The sequence below is a fragment of the Dictyobacter aurantiacus genome, from assembly GCF_003967515.1.
GTDB lineage: Bacteria > Chloroflexota > Ktedonobacteria > Ktedonobacterales > Ktedonobacteraceae > Dictyobacter > Dictyobacter aurantiacus.
The window spans coordinates 2,339,080-2,358,627 of record NZ_BIFQ01000001.1; the positions used below are offsets into that span (position 1 = coordinate 2,339,080).

Genomic DNA, 19,548 nt, shown 5'->3' on the forward strand with positions numbered 1-19,548 from the left:
AAAACCTCTTTCTTGCACTGTGGCTAACGTTGTCGGCTTCCTTTTTCTCTTCAGGGCGCCGGAACCTCTGCGGCCCGCTCTTCAGGCGTGTCATCAGGGTTGTTCTTCTCAAAAGGGATATCCCCATCATTTAGATGCGTGAGCCATCCGTTGGCGGCATCTACCTCTATCCCGTATACCTCTGCTAAATCATGCCGAATATAAGGAACGATATGGCCTGAGAGTCGCTGGCGCGCACGTACAGCCTCCAGATTTTTTTGGGCCTGCCGGGCCAGTAAAGCCATCGCATCCTCGGGCTCTCCCACCAGTTGTTTCAGACGGTGCCACTCTTCCTGCAAACTGGCGTCCATCTCTCGCAGTTGCTTGCTCGGATCGATCTGGCCCATGGTTTCAACCACGCGGAAAAGCGTGTCTTCGTGTGTTAGACCCAGGTGTTCAGCCATCAGGAGAATGCGCAACCCGCACGCCATGGTCGGATGCAACAGGGCAACGTTGAGTTCGGCGTCGTCCCTCATTCCTCGATTGTTGAGGTTGGCCGATCCTATTGTAACCCATTGATCATCTACAATGGCAACCTTGGCATGAATATAGATTGGACGATAATAAATCACTTCTTCTTTCTGTACCGATGAAGCCAGTGTGTATACCTGCAGTTTACCAGATGTCACCGCCTCCGGTGCAAGGTCCCACAAAAATTTCAGACCGTCATCGGTAAAGTCGCGACCCACATTGGGATTGTCCGGCAGGAGCATGGTTACGCTGACACCACGGTTGAGGGCCTCGGCCAGCGAAGTAAATAACTGCTCCATCACCTCGGTGGGCAGGCTAACCAGGGGAGTTTCCAGGCCCAGGTAGGTGCGGCGCCATAAATACTGGTTCTCCAGATAGATAGAGCGTTGCGCGCGGGCAAACGCATTCTGATAAATATCCAGAATGGTAGCGATCCCATCTGGCGCGAACGAGTAGGTGTCCCGAGGAATCGTGCGCACGACCTGCATCTGGATCTTTTCAACCTGCGCCGGGGGGAGCATATCTTCGGGCGCGGCCGCTGGTAGCAGATCCATGAAGCCAGGATCGCGACGCTTCAGCACATCGTTCCAGCGCTGGCAGAAATTGGACTCGACGTCCGCGACGGCCGGACCTTCAAAGGTCAGGTGCATATCGTGCCAGCCATGGGAGAGCTTGCCGTTTTTGCGTATTCGCAGCAGGTTATCATAGATATGGCCCTTGGTGTCCCAGCGATCGTACTCACCGTCCTGTTCGCTCATCAGATCGATGCCGCCCGCAAAGGCAATGCGGCTATCGATCGTGACGGCCTTCTGATGCAGTGAAGCAATTGGATGCTTGATCGTCATATGGCTATCATCGAGCAGACAATGAACGCCAACCGCCTCCAGAGCCTCTCTCACCTGCCTGGGTCCAGCAAGAAAAGGGATAGAGAGCGCGTCCCACAACATTACCCTCACATCGACGCCTTTGGATACGGCATAACCCAGAACGTTGACCACGCTTAGCGTGTCGCATTTCTGCCAGAATTGGATATCGGCCTCGGACAGACCTTTGTCACGTAACCAGCGCAGGAGATCCTCTTGCTCAAGCGAGCCGTCTTCCCCCGCCCGGTGGTGTTTGCCCCTGACCATCGGCAAGTCGGGTGATAACCCCCAACTGGCGATATAGATCGTCTTTTGCGCGCTGAGGAAGCGATGGCACATCTCAAGCATTGTCATGCGACCATCAATTAAAAAGGCCAGGCGCTGCATTTCTCGTACCGGGTAATCAGTGGAAGACCACCATCCGGGGTGGGTTACGAAATCCGTTTCTACACGCATGCTATTGTATAACCTTCGCTTTACTGTTGTTCACTCATGATTTTTCTGGCGATCCTGGTGGCTTCCTCTTTATCGTCGGCAGCCAGGGCACCGTCAATGACCAGGCTTAAGAGATGGTCCTTCAGGGGACGTAGCCAGGGGCCAGGCCCCCGGCCGAAGAGCTCCATCAGTTCATTGCCATCCAGGGGACTGCGCAGAGGGACGCGCTCGGCCTCTTCTTTTAGATGCTGGCAGCGCTCGGCGAGCTCCTGTACACGGGCGGCGGCCCGATTGACCTTATCGATACGGTAGCTAGTAATGTCTGCCCGCGAGAGGTCCAATAGATCGGGTAAGACATCGCCGCTATCCAGCATTAAGCGACGCACAGCGCCATCCGTCCAATCAGATGCGTAGGCGTTAGCCCGCATGTGCAGCTTGACCACCTGGCTAACGTTGTGGATGAATTCGCGGTCAAAGTGCAGACGCTTCAAAATGTCACGCGCCATGTGCGCTCCCACATCTTCATGGCCGAAGAAATGGACCTTATTATCTTCAACGACCTTGGTGCGTGGCTTGGCGATATCGTGGAGCAGTGCTCCCCAACGTGCTACCGGTCGAGCAGAGGAACGCTCAACCACACGTAACACATGAATATACACGTCTTTGCTGGCCCGGCCAGTCGTGGGACGCTGGCTGACGCCGCGCAACTCCATTACCTCCGGAATGATCCATTCCATCAAACCCAATCCCACCAGCAGGTCGAGACCTTTGGCAGGATGTGATGAAAGCAGCAACTTGTTCATCTCGTCGCGAATACGTTCCCGGCTAATCTTCTGCAGAGTGCTGGCCTGTCGTACAATCGCTGCTCGCGTCCCGCTGTCAATCTCAAAGTCAAGCTGCGCCGCGAAACGGACAGCGCGCAATAACCGCAGCGGATCTTCGTTGAAGCGCTTATCTGGCTCATCGCCGACAGCCCGTAGGACATGATTTTCCAGGTCTTGCTGACCATCGAATAGATCGATGATGCGACCAGTGAGCGGATCACACGCCAGGGCGTTGATAGTAAAATCCCGGCGCGCCAGGTCTTCTTCCAGGCTGTCTCCAAAACAAACTTCGGGCTTGCGCGACTCTGGATCATAGCGTTCGGAACGAAATGTGGTGATTTCAATGATGCTGTTTTCATAGTGGAGACGCACGGTTCCAAACCGCTCTCCTACCAGGACAACGGCGGTTGGATGTGTTGAAGCCACCAGGCGCTTGATCTCATCGGGCCGGGCGTCCGTTGCCAGGTCACCGTCGTTTGATTGCCCCCTGCGCAGCAACCCATCACGTACGGTGCCTCCAACAATATAGAGTTGTTTATGCTGGGCGCGAAAAATTTCGGCCAGCATTTTAATAGTTTCAAGCATACTAAAATCTATGTATCCGCTTCGTTTCGTTCGCAACTGCTGTGCTGATTTTAGTGCACAGTTAGCTACGGTCTTAAATCGAGTATGGTAGTAATCCCATCGCAAATCTTACAATGGGACTATTGTATCATGTTCAGATAGCTTCTTTAAAGTGGGTCTTGATAGAAATTCGGCTTTCCTACCGGGCGTCCGCATACGCGGACGCCTTGAGTATAGATGCAGCAGGCAACAATGTTCAAAAGGTGCGCGTGAGCGCACCTTTTGAACATTGTTGCCTGCTGCATCTACCATTGTTGCCTGCTTTATCTATCATTGTTGCCTGCTTTATCTATATTTTTTTTGAGCGCTGCAGGTGCTGGTTTTGCCCCAGCTTAGGCTCGCCACTTGATCATGCCCCCACCATCCCCGCTTGCATCCTCGCTTTCTGGTGCCGCCCTTCGTCCGCCCTTGTTATATATGGGATGGTGCAAAAAACGCGCGTTTGACGCGCGTTTTTTGCACCATCCCATATATAACTTTTTGAGCACGTAGGTGCGTAGTGTCAGGGGCCGAAGGCGCGAAACACAGGCAGGCACCTGATTAAGAACTGGAAGGAATCGCACTGATGGTGGGATTGGTCTGCTCACCTTCTTCATTCAATTCAAATAAGGGATGATCTAAAAACCATTTCTGACTGTCAAAAAGCGGCTCGCCATCCTTGGGGCGAATGGCCTGGTAGTTGCCGTCGGACAGCAGTTCATGGGCGTTGGCGTTGTCAGCGAGGATGGGAATAATCATGCGCTCCATCAGGGCTCGCTTCATACTCTGCGATTGAATGGGAAAGAGCACTTCAACGCGATTGTTCAGGTTGCGCTGCATCATGTCGGCGCTCCCCAGGAATATTTCGGGCTTGCCGTCATTGCCAAAGTAGTAGATGCGACTATGCTCCAGAAAGCGTCCGATGATGCTGCGTACGCGGATGGTTTCGCTAACACCGGGTACGCCAGGACGCAGGCTGCAGACGCCGCGAATAATCAGTTCGATCTCCACGCCCGCCTGCGATGCCCGATAGAGATAGTCGATCACTTCCGGATCCACCAGGGCGTTCATTTTAAAGATTAGCCGTCCGTTGCCGTTCGTTTTGTGAAAATCAATCTCGCGCTCGATGCGCTCGATGATTCCTCGGCGCAGACTAACCGGCGCCACCAGCAATTTGCGATACTCCCCCTGCCGCGAATAGCCAGTCAGCGAGTTAAACAGGGATGTCACATCCATACCAATATCGTATCGACTGGTAAGCACACATAGATCTTCATAAATTTTGGCGGTCGAGGCGTTATAATTGCCGGTGCCCAGGTGGATGTAGCGCCTCAGACCATCGTCCTCTTTACGCACAACCATGGCGACCTTGCCGTGGGTTTTGAGTCCCACCAGACCATATACGACGTGTACGCCCGCGCGCTCCAGTTCGCGCGCCCAACCGATATTGTTCTCTTCGTCGAAACGCGCCTTCAGCTCTACCAGTACCGCGACCTGCTTACCATTCTCAACGGCGTGCAGCAGGGCATTGACAATAGGAGCATTCGAGCCGACGCGATAGAGCGTCTGCTTGATTGCCATCACCTGGGGATCTTCAGCCGCGGCGCGAATAAAATCGACTACCGGATTGAAGCTGTCATAGGGATGGTGAAGCATGATATCGTGCTTCTGAATGGCGTCAAAGATATTTTCGCTGTTGCGAATAATGGGCGGGACACGCGGTGTAAAGGGTGCGTCCTTCAGGTCTGGACGTGTGATGCTATGAAGCTCCATGACGTCGCCCATGCCCAGAGGACCATCGATGATTGTCAGGTCGCCCTCGCTAATCTCTAGATTCTCCAGCAGCAGGCTACGAATACGCGTAGGCATCGAGGGATTAACCGCCAGGTCGACGACCACCCCGAAGCGGCGCTCTCGCACCTCTTGCTCGATGTATTCCAGCAGATCAGCCGCCTCATCTTCCTGTAGTTCAATGTCAGCATCGCGCAGGACACGGAAGGGATAAGCTTCCCAGATCTCAAAACCCGGGAACAGCATTTGCAGGTTGGCGGCAATCACTTGCTCTAGCCAGACAAACGCGACCGCCCGGGGCTCCTCTGATGAGACTGGTACCGGCAGGAGGCGTGGCAGAGCAGGGGGCACCTTGATGCGCGCGAACAGGTCCTCCTGATCCTCCTTTGTGGAAGCGATGACGACCGCCAGATTCAAGCTGCGGTTGGAGATGTGCGGAAAAGGATGCCCTTTATCCACGGCCAGAGGCGTCAGGATAGGGAAGATCTCATTCTCAAAGTAACGACGCATCGCATCACGCTGTCTGGTGTCCAGTTGCTCGTAATCAAGAATATGAATATGCTCCTGACCCAGTAACGGCAACAGGACCTGGCGCCAGTAACGGCGTACCTCCTGGACCAGTGGAGCCAGGCGCTGACGCACAGCGGCCAGTTGCTGCTCAGCTGTTCTTCCATCAGGACTGCGCGGCGCGATACGTGAGTCAATCTGGTCCTTTAAACCGGCCAGGCGGATCATAATAAATTCATCAAGGTTGGTTTCAAAGATGGAGATAAATTTGACTCGCTCCAGAAGTGGATGGCGGGCGTCCTTGGCTTCGGCAAAGACACGGCGATTGAATTCAATCCAGCTGAGTTCTCGGTTGATATAAAGATCAGGCCTCTCCAAAGGAGAAGTGGCCGAGCTGTTCACTATTTGTTGGTCCATAAGATATTCCCCGCTCTGTTGGCGCCTGTACCTGAAATATTTTATCATGTATTCCGAAAATGTGGCAAACAGGCCTCTTGCTGTCAGGCGTTCCTTTTGTAACCGCATCGCATAGAAGCTCCTAAGTATATGTATTTTTTATCATCATTGAAAAAGATAGGGTCTTTTCGCGGTCCTACTCAAGAATACGTGCCAGCCTGTCTATTTAGTAAGTCGATACAGTACTTCTCCCGCATTTGGTACCAGTAAGACACCCTCGTCCTCTCTACCTTCCCAGTCACGGGGATTCAGCGTGCGGTAATCAAGGTAGCCCAGATTGATGCGCCGACAGCGCTCTTCAGGAATACCGGTAGCCAGCGTCACTTGAATACGCGGCCGCTCAATACCATTCTCCGCGTCATAGGTGCCCGAACCTTTCACATGGGTGCTGTGGGCCAGAATGCCCCCCGGGATATCTTTGAAGCGATCCCATTGCTTCAAAAAGTAGTCGCGCACATGATAGCCGATCTGGTCGATCAACTTCCCATGGGTATAGGAAACCTCTGTGATGTGGGGGGCATAGATGATGACCTCGCCACCATCGGCGATGGCGGGCTCGGTCTTATACATAGCCTTGGCTGCCGTCCAAAGATCATCGTAGTGCTCGGAGGCCATCGAGAGTACACGCTTAAATGGCCGCTCGGTGTAGACGATATTCAGCTTTCCAGATAGGTCGGCCGCCTGCTCAAAAGCTTCGCGGTACGTTCCGCAATAGAGACCATGGAGATCGGACCCCTTGAGCACCATCGCCAGGCAGAACAGGGGGACGTTGACGAACTCGGCCGCCCGGTGTATGACGCGTCGTACATGGGTGTCTTTCACACCAATGGTAGCCATGCTGGTCTTGCGTGCACCTAACCAGTGGGAGAAGTTGATGATGTCGGCTCCAGCGATGCCGGGGAACAGATATTTGGCGCCACCTGAAAAACCGGCCACCTCGTGCGGAAAAACCGGACCACAGATGAGCAGTTGATCGTAATCGAAAATCATGCGGTTGAGCGTTACTGGTACTTCATCATTGAGGGTCCCATCGGTAAGCTGCCGCGCCTCTTCGGGCGTAATCACGCCGATCGTCTTCAGCGTCTCTGGATCTGACCATTGATGGTTATATATCTTTGTTTTAGGAAAACTGCTGGCCCGCTCTTCAGCAGAGGCCCCCACCAGCCGGGCTATCGCTTCTTCAGACATGGGCTGGTGCGTACCGAGCGCGATCAGATAATCCAGTTGCGATACACGCGGTCCTAACTGCTCATAAAGCACGCGAAATATCAGAGGAATAGGGGCGGTACGCGTTCCATCCGGGATCAATACCAGCACCCGCTTGCTATCCAGGGCCATCTCCGCGAATGTGCGTGCTAAAATCTGCCGCACATCTTCCGCGGTCAAAATCTCTGTCACTGAACCGTGTCCATCCATAGCTACTAACCTTTTTATCTTCTTCCGGTCATCAGGCAGCATAGCACCCGATACACAGAAATCTTTCTCTTAACTGCAAGTGTAACATAAAAAGATCACAGGTTCCCTCTCCTGCCACGTGAATGATGACACCGGAAGGATGAGAAGGAACTTTTGGCAACGCTATAGCGTTACATCTAAGATATCAATCAGATACCAATATAGCCTTTCTGCCAGAAGCGTCTGGAGAGACCACTCACTCGCTATAGACAGAACTTGAACAAACAGGAAGATTATCAATGACGAAGTTATGGGGAAGTGTGGCTCTGATTGCGGCTCTCCTATTAGGTGTGAGTATTATCCATCTCTGCGTTCAGACAACACAGGCGGATTCGCCCTGTGTACAGCACACGCAGTATACAGGGACCATCGATAGCATCGATCGTGTCCATAATACGGTCAGCCTGTATGATCCACAGCAAAAGACGGTGGACCCGGTCATGGGCCGGGTCAACATGGTTGTACATACCAATGCGACAACGCATATCTATATAGCACACGGGAATGCCTGTCAGAGCGCCAGCTTCAAAGATTTGAGGCCAGGTCAAAAGCTGGCGGTATGGCCCCAAGGGCAGGCGATCGTTCAGATGTTTCCTCTGCCGCTGCGCGCGGCCACCATCGTAGTTACCTCTTAACAGAGGGCCCTGGGTGCGGGCGCAAGCGCCCGCACCCTTTATTTTGTGGTGTGTGTGCATGTGTGTGGTGGTCGCGCACTGCGCGACCACCACACACATGCACACACACCATATCTTTTTGGGGGTGAAATCCTTTTTCTATAGTGGTTGTGTTTCCAGCATACAGTACGCGAACACCACATAACTGCACACACACCACATCTTTTTGGGGGTGAAATCCTTTTTCTATAGTGGTTGTGTTTCCGATGCGCAGTGCGCATCGGAAACACAACCACTATTTTGCTTTATTTTGGATGATGAGGCCAAGACTGGCGGTGAGGCCGTGGAGGAAGACACGTCGGCCAATGGGTCCTATTTCGCCGTTGCAGAAGAGTCCGCTGAGGGGCATCTGCCCAAGTTCACGGGCGATGACGCCGGCGTCATGGTCCGGTACGCCAAACATACCAACACCACGACCATTGCAGGTGCAGAGAATGCCAGCGATCGGCTGGTTGTCGCCAAGCTTTATCCTGGCCTGCGCCAGCAATTCGTGCAGGTCGAGATCAGCAGAGGCGGCGTCGCGTAGCTGGAATTGAATAGTCTGGCCCACGCGCGACTGCGTTCCAATGGCCAGCGCGCCAGTACGACGGTCAACCCCGAATAACTGGCGTACCAGGAAGCTTCCTCGTCCATAGTTGTCCTGATATTCGTCGGCGGCCAGCCCGACCAGTAGATTGCGCTGGGCGCGCCGCTGCATATCGGGACTCAGGGTCTGCAGCGTATCCACCAGCATGTGATAGGCTGAACGGTTGGAGATGCCATCGATCAGGCCGCCATCCAGTACGCTGGTGATCGTCCAGGCCTCGCCGATAGGGTCGCAACCCTGGGAGATCAGGGGGAGGATCGTGTAATCGCCGCCGATCGCCAGGGCGATGGCGCCGTCTTCATGCACCTCATCATTGTAGAAGATATAGCTCTCACGCTCCTCGATATCGCCGGATGCCAGTCCACCAATCGTGGGCAGGCCGGGGTAAGCCTGGGAGAATTTCTCCACCAACACGTCACCATCCATGTGAAACGGATCGGCGAACAAAAACCAGGCATTGACCTCGTCGAGGGATACACCAAGTTGCTGACGTAGATCCTGTGGACTCTGGCTGGCCTCAAGCATCTCCTGGGTCAGGCGCACAAGGCGCATATGCGCGCCGGGTAAGGAGAGCGCCAGCAGCGAAATCGCCGGCAGATCTTCCAGTTCCTGGTCGGAACCGATAATACCTTGTCCCGAACAGCCGATCAGGATAGGAGTCCCGGTCGCGCGCCGGACAATGCGTAGCATGGTAGGGAAGTACGGGGCGAACTCAATATTCGCAAACAGGAAAATGGCGTCAGCGGTAACATCCGTAATCTGCGCCAGGGCTTGCTCCAGCGCCTGCTCCCAATCTTCATCTATAACAAGCGCGCTCAATGCGGCTGGTTTGCGTTCATCCATGGTTACTCCTCTATCAACCAGTACAGCAGGTGGAGGAAAAGACAAAATGATAGACGAAAGGCACCGCCGTCAACGGTGCCTTTCGTCTGTCTTGCAGAGCGTCTCACGCGCCGACATGCGTCCTTTATTGAATCTTATGCCTGATCAGAACATTTGTTACATGTAAGTATCGCATACGACATCGCCAGGCCGCAATTAACTTTTCGTCCGGGTGAGCTCGCAGAAGGTATCAATATCGCGACGTACAATATCCAGGCTGGCTGTCCAGAACGCCTCGGAATGCAGGTCAATGCCGAAGTGCCCGGCCAGCGTGGCGGCATCGGCCAGGCCGGTTGACGAGAGCAGTTCATCATACCCTTTTTTGAAGGTCTCGGGATCCTGCTGATAGCGCGCGTAGAGCCCCAATCCGAAGAGCAAACCAAACATGTACGGATAGTTGTAGTACGAGAGCTCGCTACTATAATAATGACCTTTGACGGCCCACATGTAGGGATGCAGCGTCTGCTGATCCAGCCCATCGCCATAGGTATCGCGCTGGGCCTGCAGCATGATCTCGTTTAGCTCATCAACCGAGAGCTCACGCTGCTTGCGGCGCTCAAAGACGTTTTGCTCAAACTGGAAGCGGCTGGTAATATCTACCACGACCTGGCAGGCGCCCTGGATCGAGGCCTCGAGGATAGCAATGCGCTCCTGGCGAGTGGCATTCTTGAGCGCGGCCTGGTTGATGATGGTTTCGCAGAAGATGCTGGCCGTCTCCGCCAGGGTCATGGGCAGCGTACGCTGCAGCTCGGTGCGATCTCCCAGATTGAAGTTGTGGTAGGCATGGCCCAGTTCATGCGCCAGGGTGGTCACGCCGTCGAAGTTGGGCTTGTAGTTGGTGAAGACGCGCGACTCATCGGCGCGCAGTGGAGTACAGTAGGCTCCATCGCGCTTGCCTGGTCGTGGCTCGGCATCGATCCAGCCTTCGCGGAACGCGCGGGCGGCGAAGCTGGATAGGCGCTCAGAAAACGTACCAAACTGATCAACGATAAACTGCTCCGCCTCATTAAAGGTCCATACGCGATCAGTGGTGCCCAGTGGAGCGAAGATGTCATACCAGGCCAATTGGGGAATCCCCAAAGCGTGGGCCTTGGCATGCATGTAGCGGCGGAAGTCGGGGAAGGAGGCGCGGGCCGCACGCATCATAGCGTCCAGTGTCTGGCGATCGATGCTATTGGTGAACAAGGAAGCATCCAGCGCGCTCTCCCAGTGGCGACGTCGGGCCAGGGTGTTGACCTCACCTTTGATGCTGTTCAGTGCGGCAGCCAGGGGAACCGCCGTCTCCTTCCACGCCGCCAGCTCCGCTTCATAGGCGCGGCGGCGCGTCTCGCGCTGCGCGCTGGAGGCCTGGTTGCGCACCACGCTCATTGGCACCTGCTGTCGCTGACCATCCAGTTCAAGGGTGACGCTGAGTTGCGAGGTGACATTGCTATGTAGTTTTTCCCAGGCGCGGCCAGCGCTGGTGTTTAATTCAGCGGCCAGCGCCTCTTCGGCCGGCGCCATCATGTGCACCGACTGCTCTTTGGCGCGGCGCAAGATATAAGCATGGTCGCTGGCAACCGTTGAATGGGCGATCAGGCGTTCAACATCCAGCGAACCCAGCCAGGCCGTCAGGCGCGTATCTAACTGCGACAGCGTAACCAGCGCGTTCTCAAGCTCGCTGGCCCGCGCCTGCGCCACCTCATCACGCGAATTGGTGCTCACAAAACAGCTGATATAGACATACACAGTCGTGATATGGGCCAGCACTGCGTTATAGCGATCGATAACCTGCTCAAAGGTATGCGTAAGCTGGTCGTCAACGTTCAGATCATCGCGCTTCTCAATTCCGGAAGCATCGAACAATTGAGCCAGGGAGTTGACCTCTGCAATAGCCGCGGCAAAATCCTGCGCAAACTCGGGCGAGTCCAGGCCCGGATAAACCACATCCATATTCCAATGTGGCAGTGATTGCGTTGTCGTCACGGAGCATTCTCCTTTTCTCTCTCAATAAAGCTAATGTGTGTGCATTGTAACATGCAGGCCATATCAATGAGAAATGTTCGTCCTCCTCTATAGGTGCCGAACTCGCCCCATAGGTGCCGAGCTCGCCTCGGCTTACTCGCCATCACGAAACATCCAACAAAAAAGGAACACGCTTATGCGTGCTCCCCCAGATCCTTCCAATCTTAGCTCTGGTTCTCCTGGCCTTGCTGCTGATTTTTATGATCCGGCTGTTGATCTGACTGATCTTGCTTTTGATTGACTTTATCGGGCGCGCGCGAGGTCATGGGATCGACGGGGGTATTTTCAATACTGCTATGCTCACGCGGGCGATCCATGTCGCCAATGCTATGATTCGCCTGCCCGGGTGCGCGCCCACCCAGTGCACCCTGCTGCGGCTGGTCATTGGCACCGGTGGCACCTGGAGATGCGTGCGTTCCCGGATCGGAATGCTCTTCTGGAGAGGTAGTAGTATCGTTATCCACTCCACGCCCCTTGCTTTCCTCATCGGATACATCTGATGGTTGATTAGAAGGGTACGAGGAGGCTTTGCTAGTAATATTCCCACCCCCCGCGCTGCCCAGATCCCTATCATTATCAGCCCGATTTGTGTCTACTGTAGAACCTTGCTGTCTATCCTGTTCCATCACAGTCAGTCCTTTCTCTTAATATTAAGCAATATTGAGCATATCTCGATTTTCTATGTTTTATTAATCACGTCTCACAGGCGTGCGTCGTTATCAAGGTTTAACAATGTTTCTATCATAGCATCCAGTTCATGTGCGAAGTCAACAAATAAAGCACAACTATAACAAAGACTCATGGAAAATTAATCTATGTGCTGAGACATTTGTCATTAGAGACCAAAAATGTTCCTTTTTAACGTTTTAAATCGTAACAAGTGATGCACATTTTTTATGGCTAGCCGCCGTGCATCCAGAGAATTTATCTATCTGATTAGATGGAAAGGGACGTACTTATGACCATTACCGACAATCCACGTACAATGATCAAGTTTAAAACCCCGAGTCATAAGTTTACCTATCGAGTGGGCGGGATCGCTATTCACGAGGGGCGCGTACTCTGCCAGAAGGCCACACTGGATCCCCGGGGTGTGTTCTGGTTTCTGCCCGGTGGACGTGCCGAATTGGGAGAAAGCTCACAGGAGACGTTGCGGCGCGAGATACAGGAGGAACTGGGAGAACAGGCCCACATCGGCGGCCTGCTCTATGTAGTAGAGAACTTTTTTTCCGATGGCATCGATCATCATGAGATAAGTCTCTATTTTGAACTGGCATTTCCGCCTGATTCGTATCTCTACCAGCAGGCAGGACCGTTTGAGCAGCCAGAGGAGATGGAGAACCAGCCACTGATCTTCGACTGGCTCCCCCTGGCGGACCTTCCCCATCAATTGTGGATTCGTCCGCATTTCTTCTGTACCGCCCTGCAGTCTCTCCCGGCCCATACCCAGCATATCATATTGCCCGATGGGGTCAGTCCTCGTTAAGGCGCAGGGTCATGGCCATCGAGGGACTGGAGACGATGCGTACCATCATTCCCAGCGCCAGGATACAGATGGCCACCAGCAGGGCCAGGCCGATCCCCAGCAACGTTGGAACAATGATCTGGATCGGCGGGATGTTCTGCGCGAAGAAGAATTCATCGCTGGTGAGCTGCTGCCCTGGCGCGCTGGTAAAGAGCAGCGCCGGTACCACCATCCACGAGAGCAGGGCACCAAACAGCACGCCCAGGATAATGGCGGTGGCATAGACGATGCTCTGCTCCCAGGTCAGGGTACTGGCGATGTTGCGCGGCGAGGCTCCCAGGGCGCGCAGGAGCGCGAAGTTCGTCAGCCGATCACGGGCGCTGAGCCACGACGCCACCAGGTTACCAATCAAGATCAGCAGCAGGGCGACCGCTGGCCCCAGGGCCAGAATCCCCATCACCTCCAGGTAGAGCGGCTCTTTATGCAGTGTATCGACCATCTGCCTGCGATCGCTCATGTTCGCGGTCTGAGCCTGTAGCGTGGCGCGAATCTCCTGCAGGTCAGCGGCATTATCGCTGCTGCGCAGCCAGATGGTCGATAGCTGAAATGAGGGACCACCATTCTTATTGAGCTGCGCGTTATAGATCGCTCCATAGCTCTTCGCATCTACCAGCACGCCAACAGGCGTGGTCTGTGTCGGTATCTGCTGCACCATGGCCATTACCTTGAAATAGAAGGGCGTATCGCTGTTAGCTGGATCGGTCAGGGTAAACTTATCCCCTATCTTCAGCGGATACTTCTGCTCAAACGACTGATCTACAATGGCCGGGATCTCTTTTCTACTGATAGCGTCCGCCCGTTTGGCGCTCAATTGCTGCATCAACGCAGTCAGAGGCTGATTGCTATTATCAGCAGGCCACTCGGCCGCCTGCGCATAGCTGTCAGCGTCAACGGCCAGCAGGTTGATCCCTCCCTGCTGCTCACCCAGTTGCATCGAGCTATGAGCACCGATAGTCACTCCACGGACACCCGCGAGATGCTGGTATGGGGCCAGTGTCCGGGAAAGCGTGTCCAGGGTCGCGTTCGAGGCCAGCGTCACCTTGAAGTCGGCGCCCACCGTATGCAGGGCGACGTCATTGGCCCGCTGCACCTGTGAGGCGTAAAAAATCAGGGCAAACATCGAAAAGGCGGTAGCCAGTGAGAGCAACATGGTCATGCGTACCGATTGACGCGGTGAGCGCGATAGCTGCGCCAGCGCCACCATCGAAGACGCGCCGCGACTACGCCTGGTAGCCAGCCAGGAGCCGAGCCGCAAGAGCGAGGGGAAGAAGCGCAAAAAGACCAGGATGGCCGCCAGGATGGTACAGACGGTACGTGCCAGCACCAGTGGCGAGAGCAGGACCAGGCGCAATTTGGCATCTAGCGCGTTGGTATTGGTCAGATAGGTTGAGATAAGATAGCCAACCAGCATTAAAACGATGGTCATGATATCCAGGTTCATGCGCAGCCAGAATGGGCTCCGGGTCGCGCGACTGGATTCGCGCCGGATCGCCAGCACATCCAGCGAGGTCATATGGTTGATGGCAAACACCAGCACAACTACGACCACCAGCACCGTCACCAGCGCATAGCCGCTCACTGAGAGGAGCAAGGGCCACGGCTCGCGCAAGACCTGGTCAATGACAGGATAATCCTGCGCCGGCAACAGCCAGCGTCCCAGCAGGCGACTCATCGGCAAGGCCAGCAGCGGACCCACGATTAAGGCGAGTAGCGCCAGACCACCTCCCTGCAGCAGGAGCGAGCCAAAGACCTGGCTGCGGCTGGCTCCCCGGCTGCGCAGGATAGCCAGCGCCGCCGCCTGTCGTTCAACCAGCAGATCTGTCATCAGCGAGACAAAGTAGAGCAGCAGCAGAAAGATCACCAGTATCAGACCCGTTGAGGGCAGTTGCGCGATCGCGATCTGATCCCGGTACTGACTTAAATTGTTCGTGGGTACGCTAGTCTGGATATTGTCGATGCCATACTGCTGGCTGAGCGTGTTATTGGTGCCGCCGGTACCCTGAAAGACATTCAATGTTGTGAGCAGTGCATCCACCTGATTGCTTTGGATGGCATCAGGATTGAGGGCATAAAACCACGAGATGTGCACCGGGCTGGCAATAGTCGTAAGCAGGCTGCTATCGACGCTCTGGCTCGCCCCCGGTTTATCGTCTGGTGGAATAAGCTGTGATAGGGTAGAGATCAAGGTTTGATTGGCGGCCAGGGCATAATAATTAATGCGCCTGTCGGAACTGTTTTTATCCGGACGAGAGGGGTTAAATGATATGCCACGCCAGTAAGGCGTATTTTCGGGCGACTGGACCACACCCACCACCTTGAGCGGTAAAGAAAACTCTTTTAATAGCGCATAGTTGCGCGTGATATCAACCTCGACATGCAGGACCGATCCCAGTTGCACATGCAAACTCTGCATGGTTGCTGGCGTGAACACAACTTCAACGGTCTGATCCCTGTCACCGGGGGCCCTGGCCACCGCCTGTGGCAGCCGTCCGCTTAACAGCTGTATATGCTGGCGCCCTGCTGCCAGATCGACCCCATTAAGGGTCAGATTATTACCAGTGATCTTAAACTGATCCTTTCCTGATGAGCCAACCAGCAGCGGCAACGGGTCAGAAGACACCGAAAAGCGAGCCTGCCGCCGATCCTGATAGCGGCTCAGCAACGAACCGGCATTGCCCTCAATGATGTTGCCCGCCGCCTGGATGCGATCCAGAAAAGGACGAGTTGTCTGTCCCGCCACGGTAATATTCAGATTATTCTGGCTAGTTTTAAGCTCGCTGCGCAGACCCGCAGTCGCGGCGATCTGCGCGTAGATCGGTGCCACACAGACAAAGACGACCGCCGCCAGCACGCCCAGTCCCACAATACAGAGCAGCCACTTTGTTCTGCGCAATTGCCAGGCGGCCAATGTAAATACCGAAGACATGCATGACCTCTTCCTAGTTAATCTTCGTTGATACGCAGGGTCCCGGCCAGGGACGGCCTGGAGATGACGCGCAGCATCATACTCAATGCCAGCACGCACACAACAATCAGGATAGCCAGTCCCACGCCCAGCAGGGTGGGCACGATGATCTGAACCGGTGGGATGCTCTGGGCCTGGTAGAATTGATCCAGGCTACTCTGCGCATTGGGCGCGCTGGTAAAGACCAGCGAGGGCACGGTCATCCAGGAGAGCACGGCGCCGAAGATCGCTCCCAACACGATGGCGACGGCATAAACGATCGCCTGCTCCCAGGCCAGGATGCCGGCGATATTGCGTGGGGTCGCACCCAGAGCACGCATAATAGCAAAATTGACCAGTCGATCGCGTGCCTGTAACCAGGAAGCGATCAGGCTTCCCAGCAGCACCAGCAGTAGCGCGACCAGCGGTCCCAGTGCCAGGATGCCAATCAACTGGATATAGAGTGGCTCGCGACGCAGGTTCTCGGTCAACTGACGTCGATCGTTGAAGGAGGCCAGCTGGAGCTGATCGCCTTTGAGCAATTCATGGCGAATCCGCGCCAGGTTGGTCGGATCATCCGTGGTGCGCAGCCAGATCTGATTGATGGGCAACGGCTGGCTGCCCACAGTATTCACGAGTTTATTGTAGAGCTTCTGATAGGAGCGCAGATCGACCAGCACGCTCCCAGGTGTTGAGACAGCGGGCAGATAGTTGATGATAGCGGCAACTTTAAACGGGACCAGGTTGGTGCCATCGGCGCTGGCCGAGAGGGAGAAATTGCTGCCTACACTGAGATGCTCATCGCTGGCCATAGCCTGATCGATCAGGGCGGGCACAAACTGGTCGTGATCCTCCGAGGTCCGTCCTCGCGCCAGCAGCCCCATCAATTCCGGCAAGGGCTGCGCCGCGTTATGCGCTGGCCAGTAGACCACGTTCTTATACGTATCGGTATCGACCGCCTGAAAATTGACATACGTCTGCTGCTGACCCAGATTGAGCTTATCGGCATAGCCGACCGTCACCCCCTGCACGCCCTGCAGGCGACTATAGGCATGAATCTGATCAGTCATGGCCGTGGCATCCGGTTGATAAAAGAAGGTGCCAGAGAAATCAGCCCCGACGGTATTGGCGGCCTGGTCGCTGGCACGCTGGAACTGTGAGGCGGAAAAGACCAGCGCGAACAGCGCGAAGGCGGTGGCCAGAGCGAAAAGCAACGCCATACGCAACGATTGACGTGGTGCCCGCGCCAGCTGCGCCAGCGCCAGCACCGAGGAAACGCCCCGATTGCGCCGCGTCACCCAGCGCGAACCCCAATCCAGCAGATAGGGAAAGAAGCGTAGGAAGAGCAGCAGCGCCGCGATAATCGTACAGACCGCCCGCGCCATGACCAGCGGCGACAGCAAGGTCAGGCGCAGTTGCGGGTCCAGTGTGCCCGAGTCGGTGAGATAGAAGGAGACACCATAGCCGACGATCATGATGATGACCACGATCAGATCGAGCCGGAAGCGCAACCAGAGGGGCCTGCGCGTCGAGCGCCCCACCTCGCGTCTCAAGGACAGCACATCCAGCGCCGTCGCCTGATAGATGGCGATCATCAAGGCCAGCACCACCACGATCACGGTAAGCAGTCCCAGATCACCCACCAGCAGGATCGCGTGTTCCCAGTCGGACAACACCGTGCTGATAGCCGCGTAATCACTGGCAGGCAATTGCAGGTAGCCCAGCAAGGCGGTCACGGGAACGGTCAGGAGCAGTCCCACTAGCAACGCCAGCAAGCTTACCGCGATCCCCTGCACCAGCAGGGCACCAAAGACCTGACCGCGTGTCCCTCCACGGCTGCGCACAATGGCCAGCGCCGGCGCCTGCCGCTCCACCAGTAAGCTGGTGATCAACGTCACAAAATACAGCAAGAGGCTGAAGATCATGATCACCAGACTCAGCGCCGGAACTTGAGATACCGCCAACTGACCCTGATAGTTCGTCAGCGAGTCGATGGGAACGAATGTATGGATCTTCGTCAGACCATAGGCCAGCAACATACTATCCGTGGGATAGCGCCGATACTGAAATTCATGCAGCTGCAACAGCAACTCACCAAGCTGATCATTAGAAATAGCGTGCACATCCAGCGCATAATACCAGGTGATATTCAAGGGATCGAGCAGCGGATGTGAGGGTTGCTGGACGGGCGAAATATCATTGGATTGAAATTCTATTGCATTATGGCTCGGTATATCCTCCTGTGGGATGAAGCGCGCCAGGGTACTGATCAGCTCCTCATTGGAGACCACCGCCTTGTACGCAAAGGGACCAGCCGGACCCGAATTTGCAGAAAGGTTGGATTTCCCCAGGCTATCACCGTGCCAGAACGGATCCTTCCCATCCATATCACGAAAGATGCCGACAATCTTCAGTGGAACAACATGCCAGATAGCTTGCTGGCTATTCGCCGACCGCGCGGTCCCCACACGCGTATAGAGCTGCGAGGCCAGGGTCAGGTTCATAGAGCTGGCTGTATCAGCGCTGACGGCGATCTCAATTGTGCTATCAGAATCGGTATACGCCTTGACACGCGTGTCTGGCAGCCTTCCCTGGAGCATCGTGACGTGCTTTCCCGCCTTCACCGCCTCAATATCGGTACCCTCCAGCGCTAGCTGATCCTGTAAAGCCTTGCTATCTTTAGCCAGGGGAGATTTTAAATATATCGGTAGGGTCGTAGCCTCGGTGACCATCTGCAGCTTGCCGTTATCTAGATGGGTGCGCACAAAAGATGGCATATACATGCTAAAGCTATCGGTCACAGGCGGCAGGCTATCCCAGGACGGGATATTGTCCTGACTAACAATAGAGATGCTGGCGTTGCCGGGTGTCGAGTCAAGAGCCTCCTGCAGGCCCGCCGTCATAGCTACCTGCGTATACAGAGGCGCCACACAGACGCAAATAACCGCCGCCAGCACCCCCAGTCCCACCACCAGAAGTAATCCTTTCGTGCGTCTCAATTGCCACCATGCCAGCGGAACCGCCGCTGGCAACCAGGCACGCTTCCCTGCAAACTGCACCTTCTGGCCAGAGCGTGACATAATAAAACCTTTCTATCCCAATCAGACTTTTCTCTTGTAAGCACGTGAGCCCTCAGGCTCCGGAGCATTTTCAAACAATAAATATCAGAAACAATAAGCATCCGTATAATAATAGTGCATATAATATATAAGGCGTATCACGCCAGAATCTCACATGAATTTAACACATAAAACGCATTTATATAAATATAAGAAGTGATACTCCTATCGGAGTTGGTACGGCAAGGGCGCTTTTGCCCCTGCAAAGTTCCACAGTCATATATGAGGTGGTGTGACAGGGGCGCGGATGCGCCCCTGTCACACCACCTCATAAAACCAGCGCGGCCGCGTAGCGGACGCGCGTGCGGGGGCTATCATGTGCCACACTATGACGATAGTCAGACCTAATCCTTAATAAGGACGCGGAAGA

The 19,548-nt window shown here is 55.0% G+C and carries 11 protein-coding genes; 2 read left to right on the plus strand and 9 right to left on the minus strand.

The features are described 5' to 3' along the window. Positions 1 to 50: 50 nt before the first annotated feature. The 4 genes from KTT_RS09465 to KTT_RS09480 form a co-directional block, all read right to left on the minus strand. Positions 51 to 1,829 carry a phospholipase D-like domain-containing protein gene (locus tag KTT_RS09465; protein ID WP_126595744.1) on the minus strand — a complete coding sequence of 593 codons (1,779 nt, stop codon included), beginning with the start codon at positions 1,827 to 1,829 and terminating at the stop codon, positions 51 to 53. Between the two features lie 20 nt (positions 1,830 to 1,849). Then, complete coding sequence (locus tag KTT_RS09470) at positions 1,850 to 3,217, minus strand: CCA tRNA nucleotidyltransferase (protein ID WP_126595745.1); 1,368 nt, start codon at positions 3,215 to 3,217, stop codon at positions 1,850 to 1,852. A gap of 579 nt (positions 3,218 to 3,796) precedes the next feature. After that, positions 3,797 to 5,950 carry a polyphosphate kinase 1 gene (gene ppk1 / locus KTT_RS09475; RefSeq protein ID WP_126595746.1) on the minus strand — a complete coding sequence of 718 codons (2,154 nt, stop codon included), beginning with the start codon at positions 5,948 to 5,950 and terminating at the stop codon, positions 3,797 to 3,799. 201 nt (positions 5,951 to 6,151) lie between these two features. After that, positions 6,152 to 7,405 carry a lactate racemase domain-containing protein gene (locus KTT_RS09480; protein WP_126595747.1) on the minus strand — a complete coding sequence of 418 codons (1,254 nt, stop codon included), beginning with the start codon at positions 7,403 to 7,405 and terminating at the stop codon, positions 6,152 to 6,154. Between the two features lie 278 nt (positions 7,406 to 7,683). Here KTT_RS09480 and KTT_RS09485 point away from each other — a divergent pair, with 278 nt between their 5' ends. Further along, entirely contained in the window at positions 7,684 to 8,079 is a 396-nt protein-coding gene (locus KTT_RS09485) for a hypothetical protein (RefSeq protein ID WP_126595748.1), read from the plus strand. 274 nt (positions 8,080 to 8,353) lie between these two features. On the opposite strand, the gene KTT_RS09490 is transcribed toward KTT_RS09485, so the two are convergent. The 3 genes from KTT_RS09490 to KTT_RS09500 all read right to left on the minus strand — a co-directional run bounded on the left by KTT_RS09490 (position 8,354) and on the right by KTT_RS09500 (position 12,216). After that, a complete protein-coding gene (locus tag KTT_RS09490) occupies positions 8,354 to 9,547 on the minus strand; it encodes an FIST signal transduction protein (RefSeq protein ID WP_126595749.1) in 1,194 nt (397 codons plus the stop codon). Between the two features lie 195 nt (positions 9,548 to 9,742). Beyond that, positions 9,743 to 11,551 (minus strand): M3 family oligoendopeptidase, encoded by a 1,809-nt coding sequence (locus KTT_RS09495; protein WP_126595750.1) that lies wholly within the window; start codon positions 11,549 to 11,551, stop codon positions 9,743 to 9,745. A gap of 203 nt (positions 11,552 to 11,754) precedes the next feature. Continuing rightward, positions 11,755 to 12,216 (minus strand): hypothetical protein, encoded by a 462-nt coding sequence (locus KTT_RS09500; RefSeq protein WP_126595751.1) that lies wholly within the window; start codon positions 12,214 to 12,216, stop codon positions 11,755 to 11,757. A 332-nt stretch (positions 12,217 to 12,548) separates the two neighbouring features. Here KTT_RS09500 and KTT_RS09505 point away from each other — a divergent pair, with 332 nt between their 5' ends. Continuing rightward, positions 12,549 to 13,076 carry an NUDIX hydrolase gene (locus KTT_RS09505; RefSeq protein WP_160145763.1) on the plus strand — a complete coding sequence of 176 codons (528 nt, stop codon included), beginning with the start codon at positions 12,549 to 12,551 and terminating at the stop codon, positions 13,074 to 13,076. Here the strand turns inward: KTT_RS09505 and KTT_RS09510 are convergent. Both KTT_RS09510 and KTT_RS09515 read right to left on the minus strand, forming a co-directional pair. Next, positions 13,063 to 16,041, minus strand: a complete 2,979-nt coding sequence (locus tag KTT_RS09510) for an ABC transporter permease (protein ID WP_126595753.1) — start codon at positions 16,039 to 16,041, stop codon at positions 13,063 to 13,065. The two genes, KTT_RS09505 and KTT_RS09510, sit on opposite strands and share 14 nt — an antisense overlap. A gap of 17 nt (positions 16,042 to 16,058) precedes the next feature. Continuing rightward, positions 16,059 to 19,139, minus strand: coding sequence for an ABC transporter permease (locus tag KTT_RS09515; RefSeq protein ID WP_126595754.1), 3,081 nt, complete (start codon positions 19,137 to 19,139; stop codon positions 16,059 to 16,061). Positions 19,140 to 19,548 lie beyond the last annotated feature (409 nt).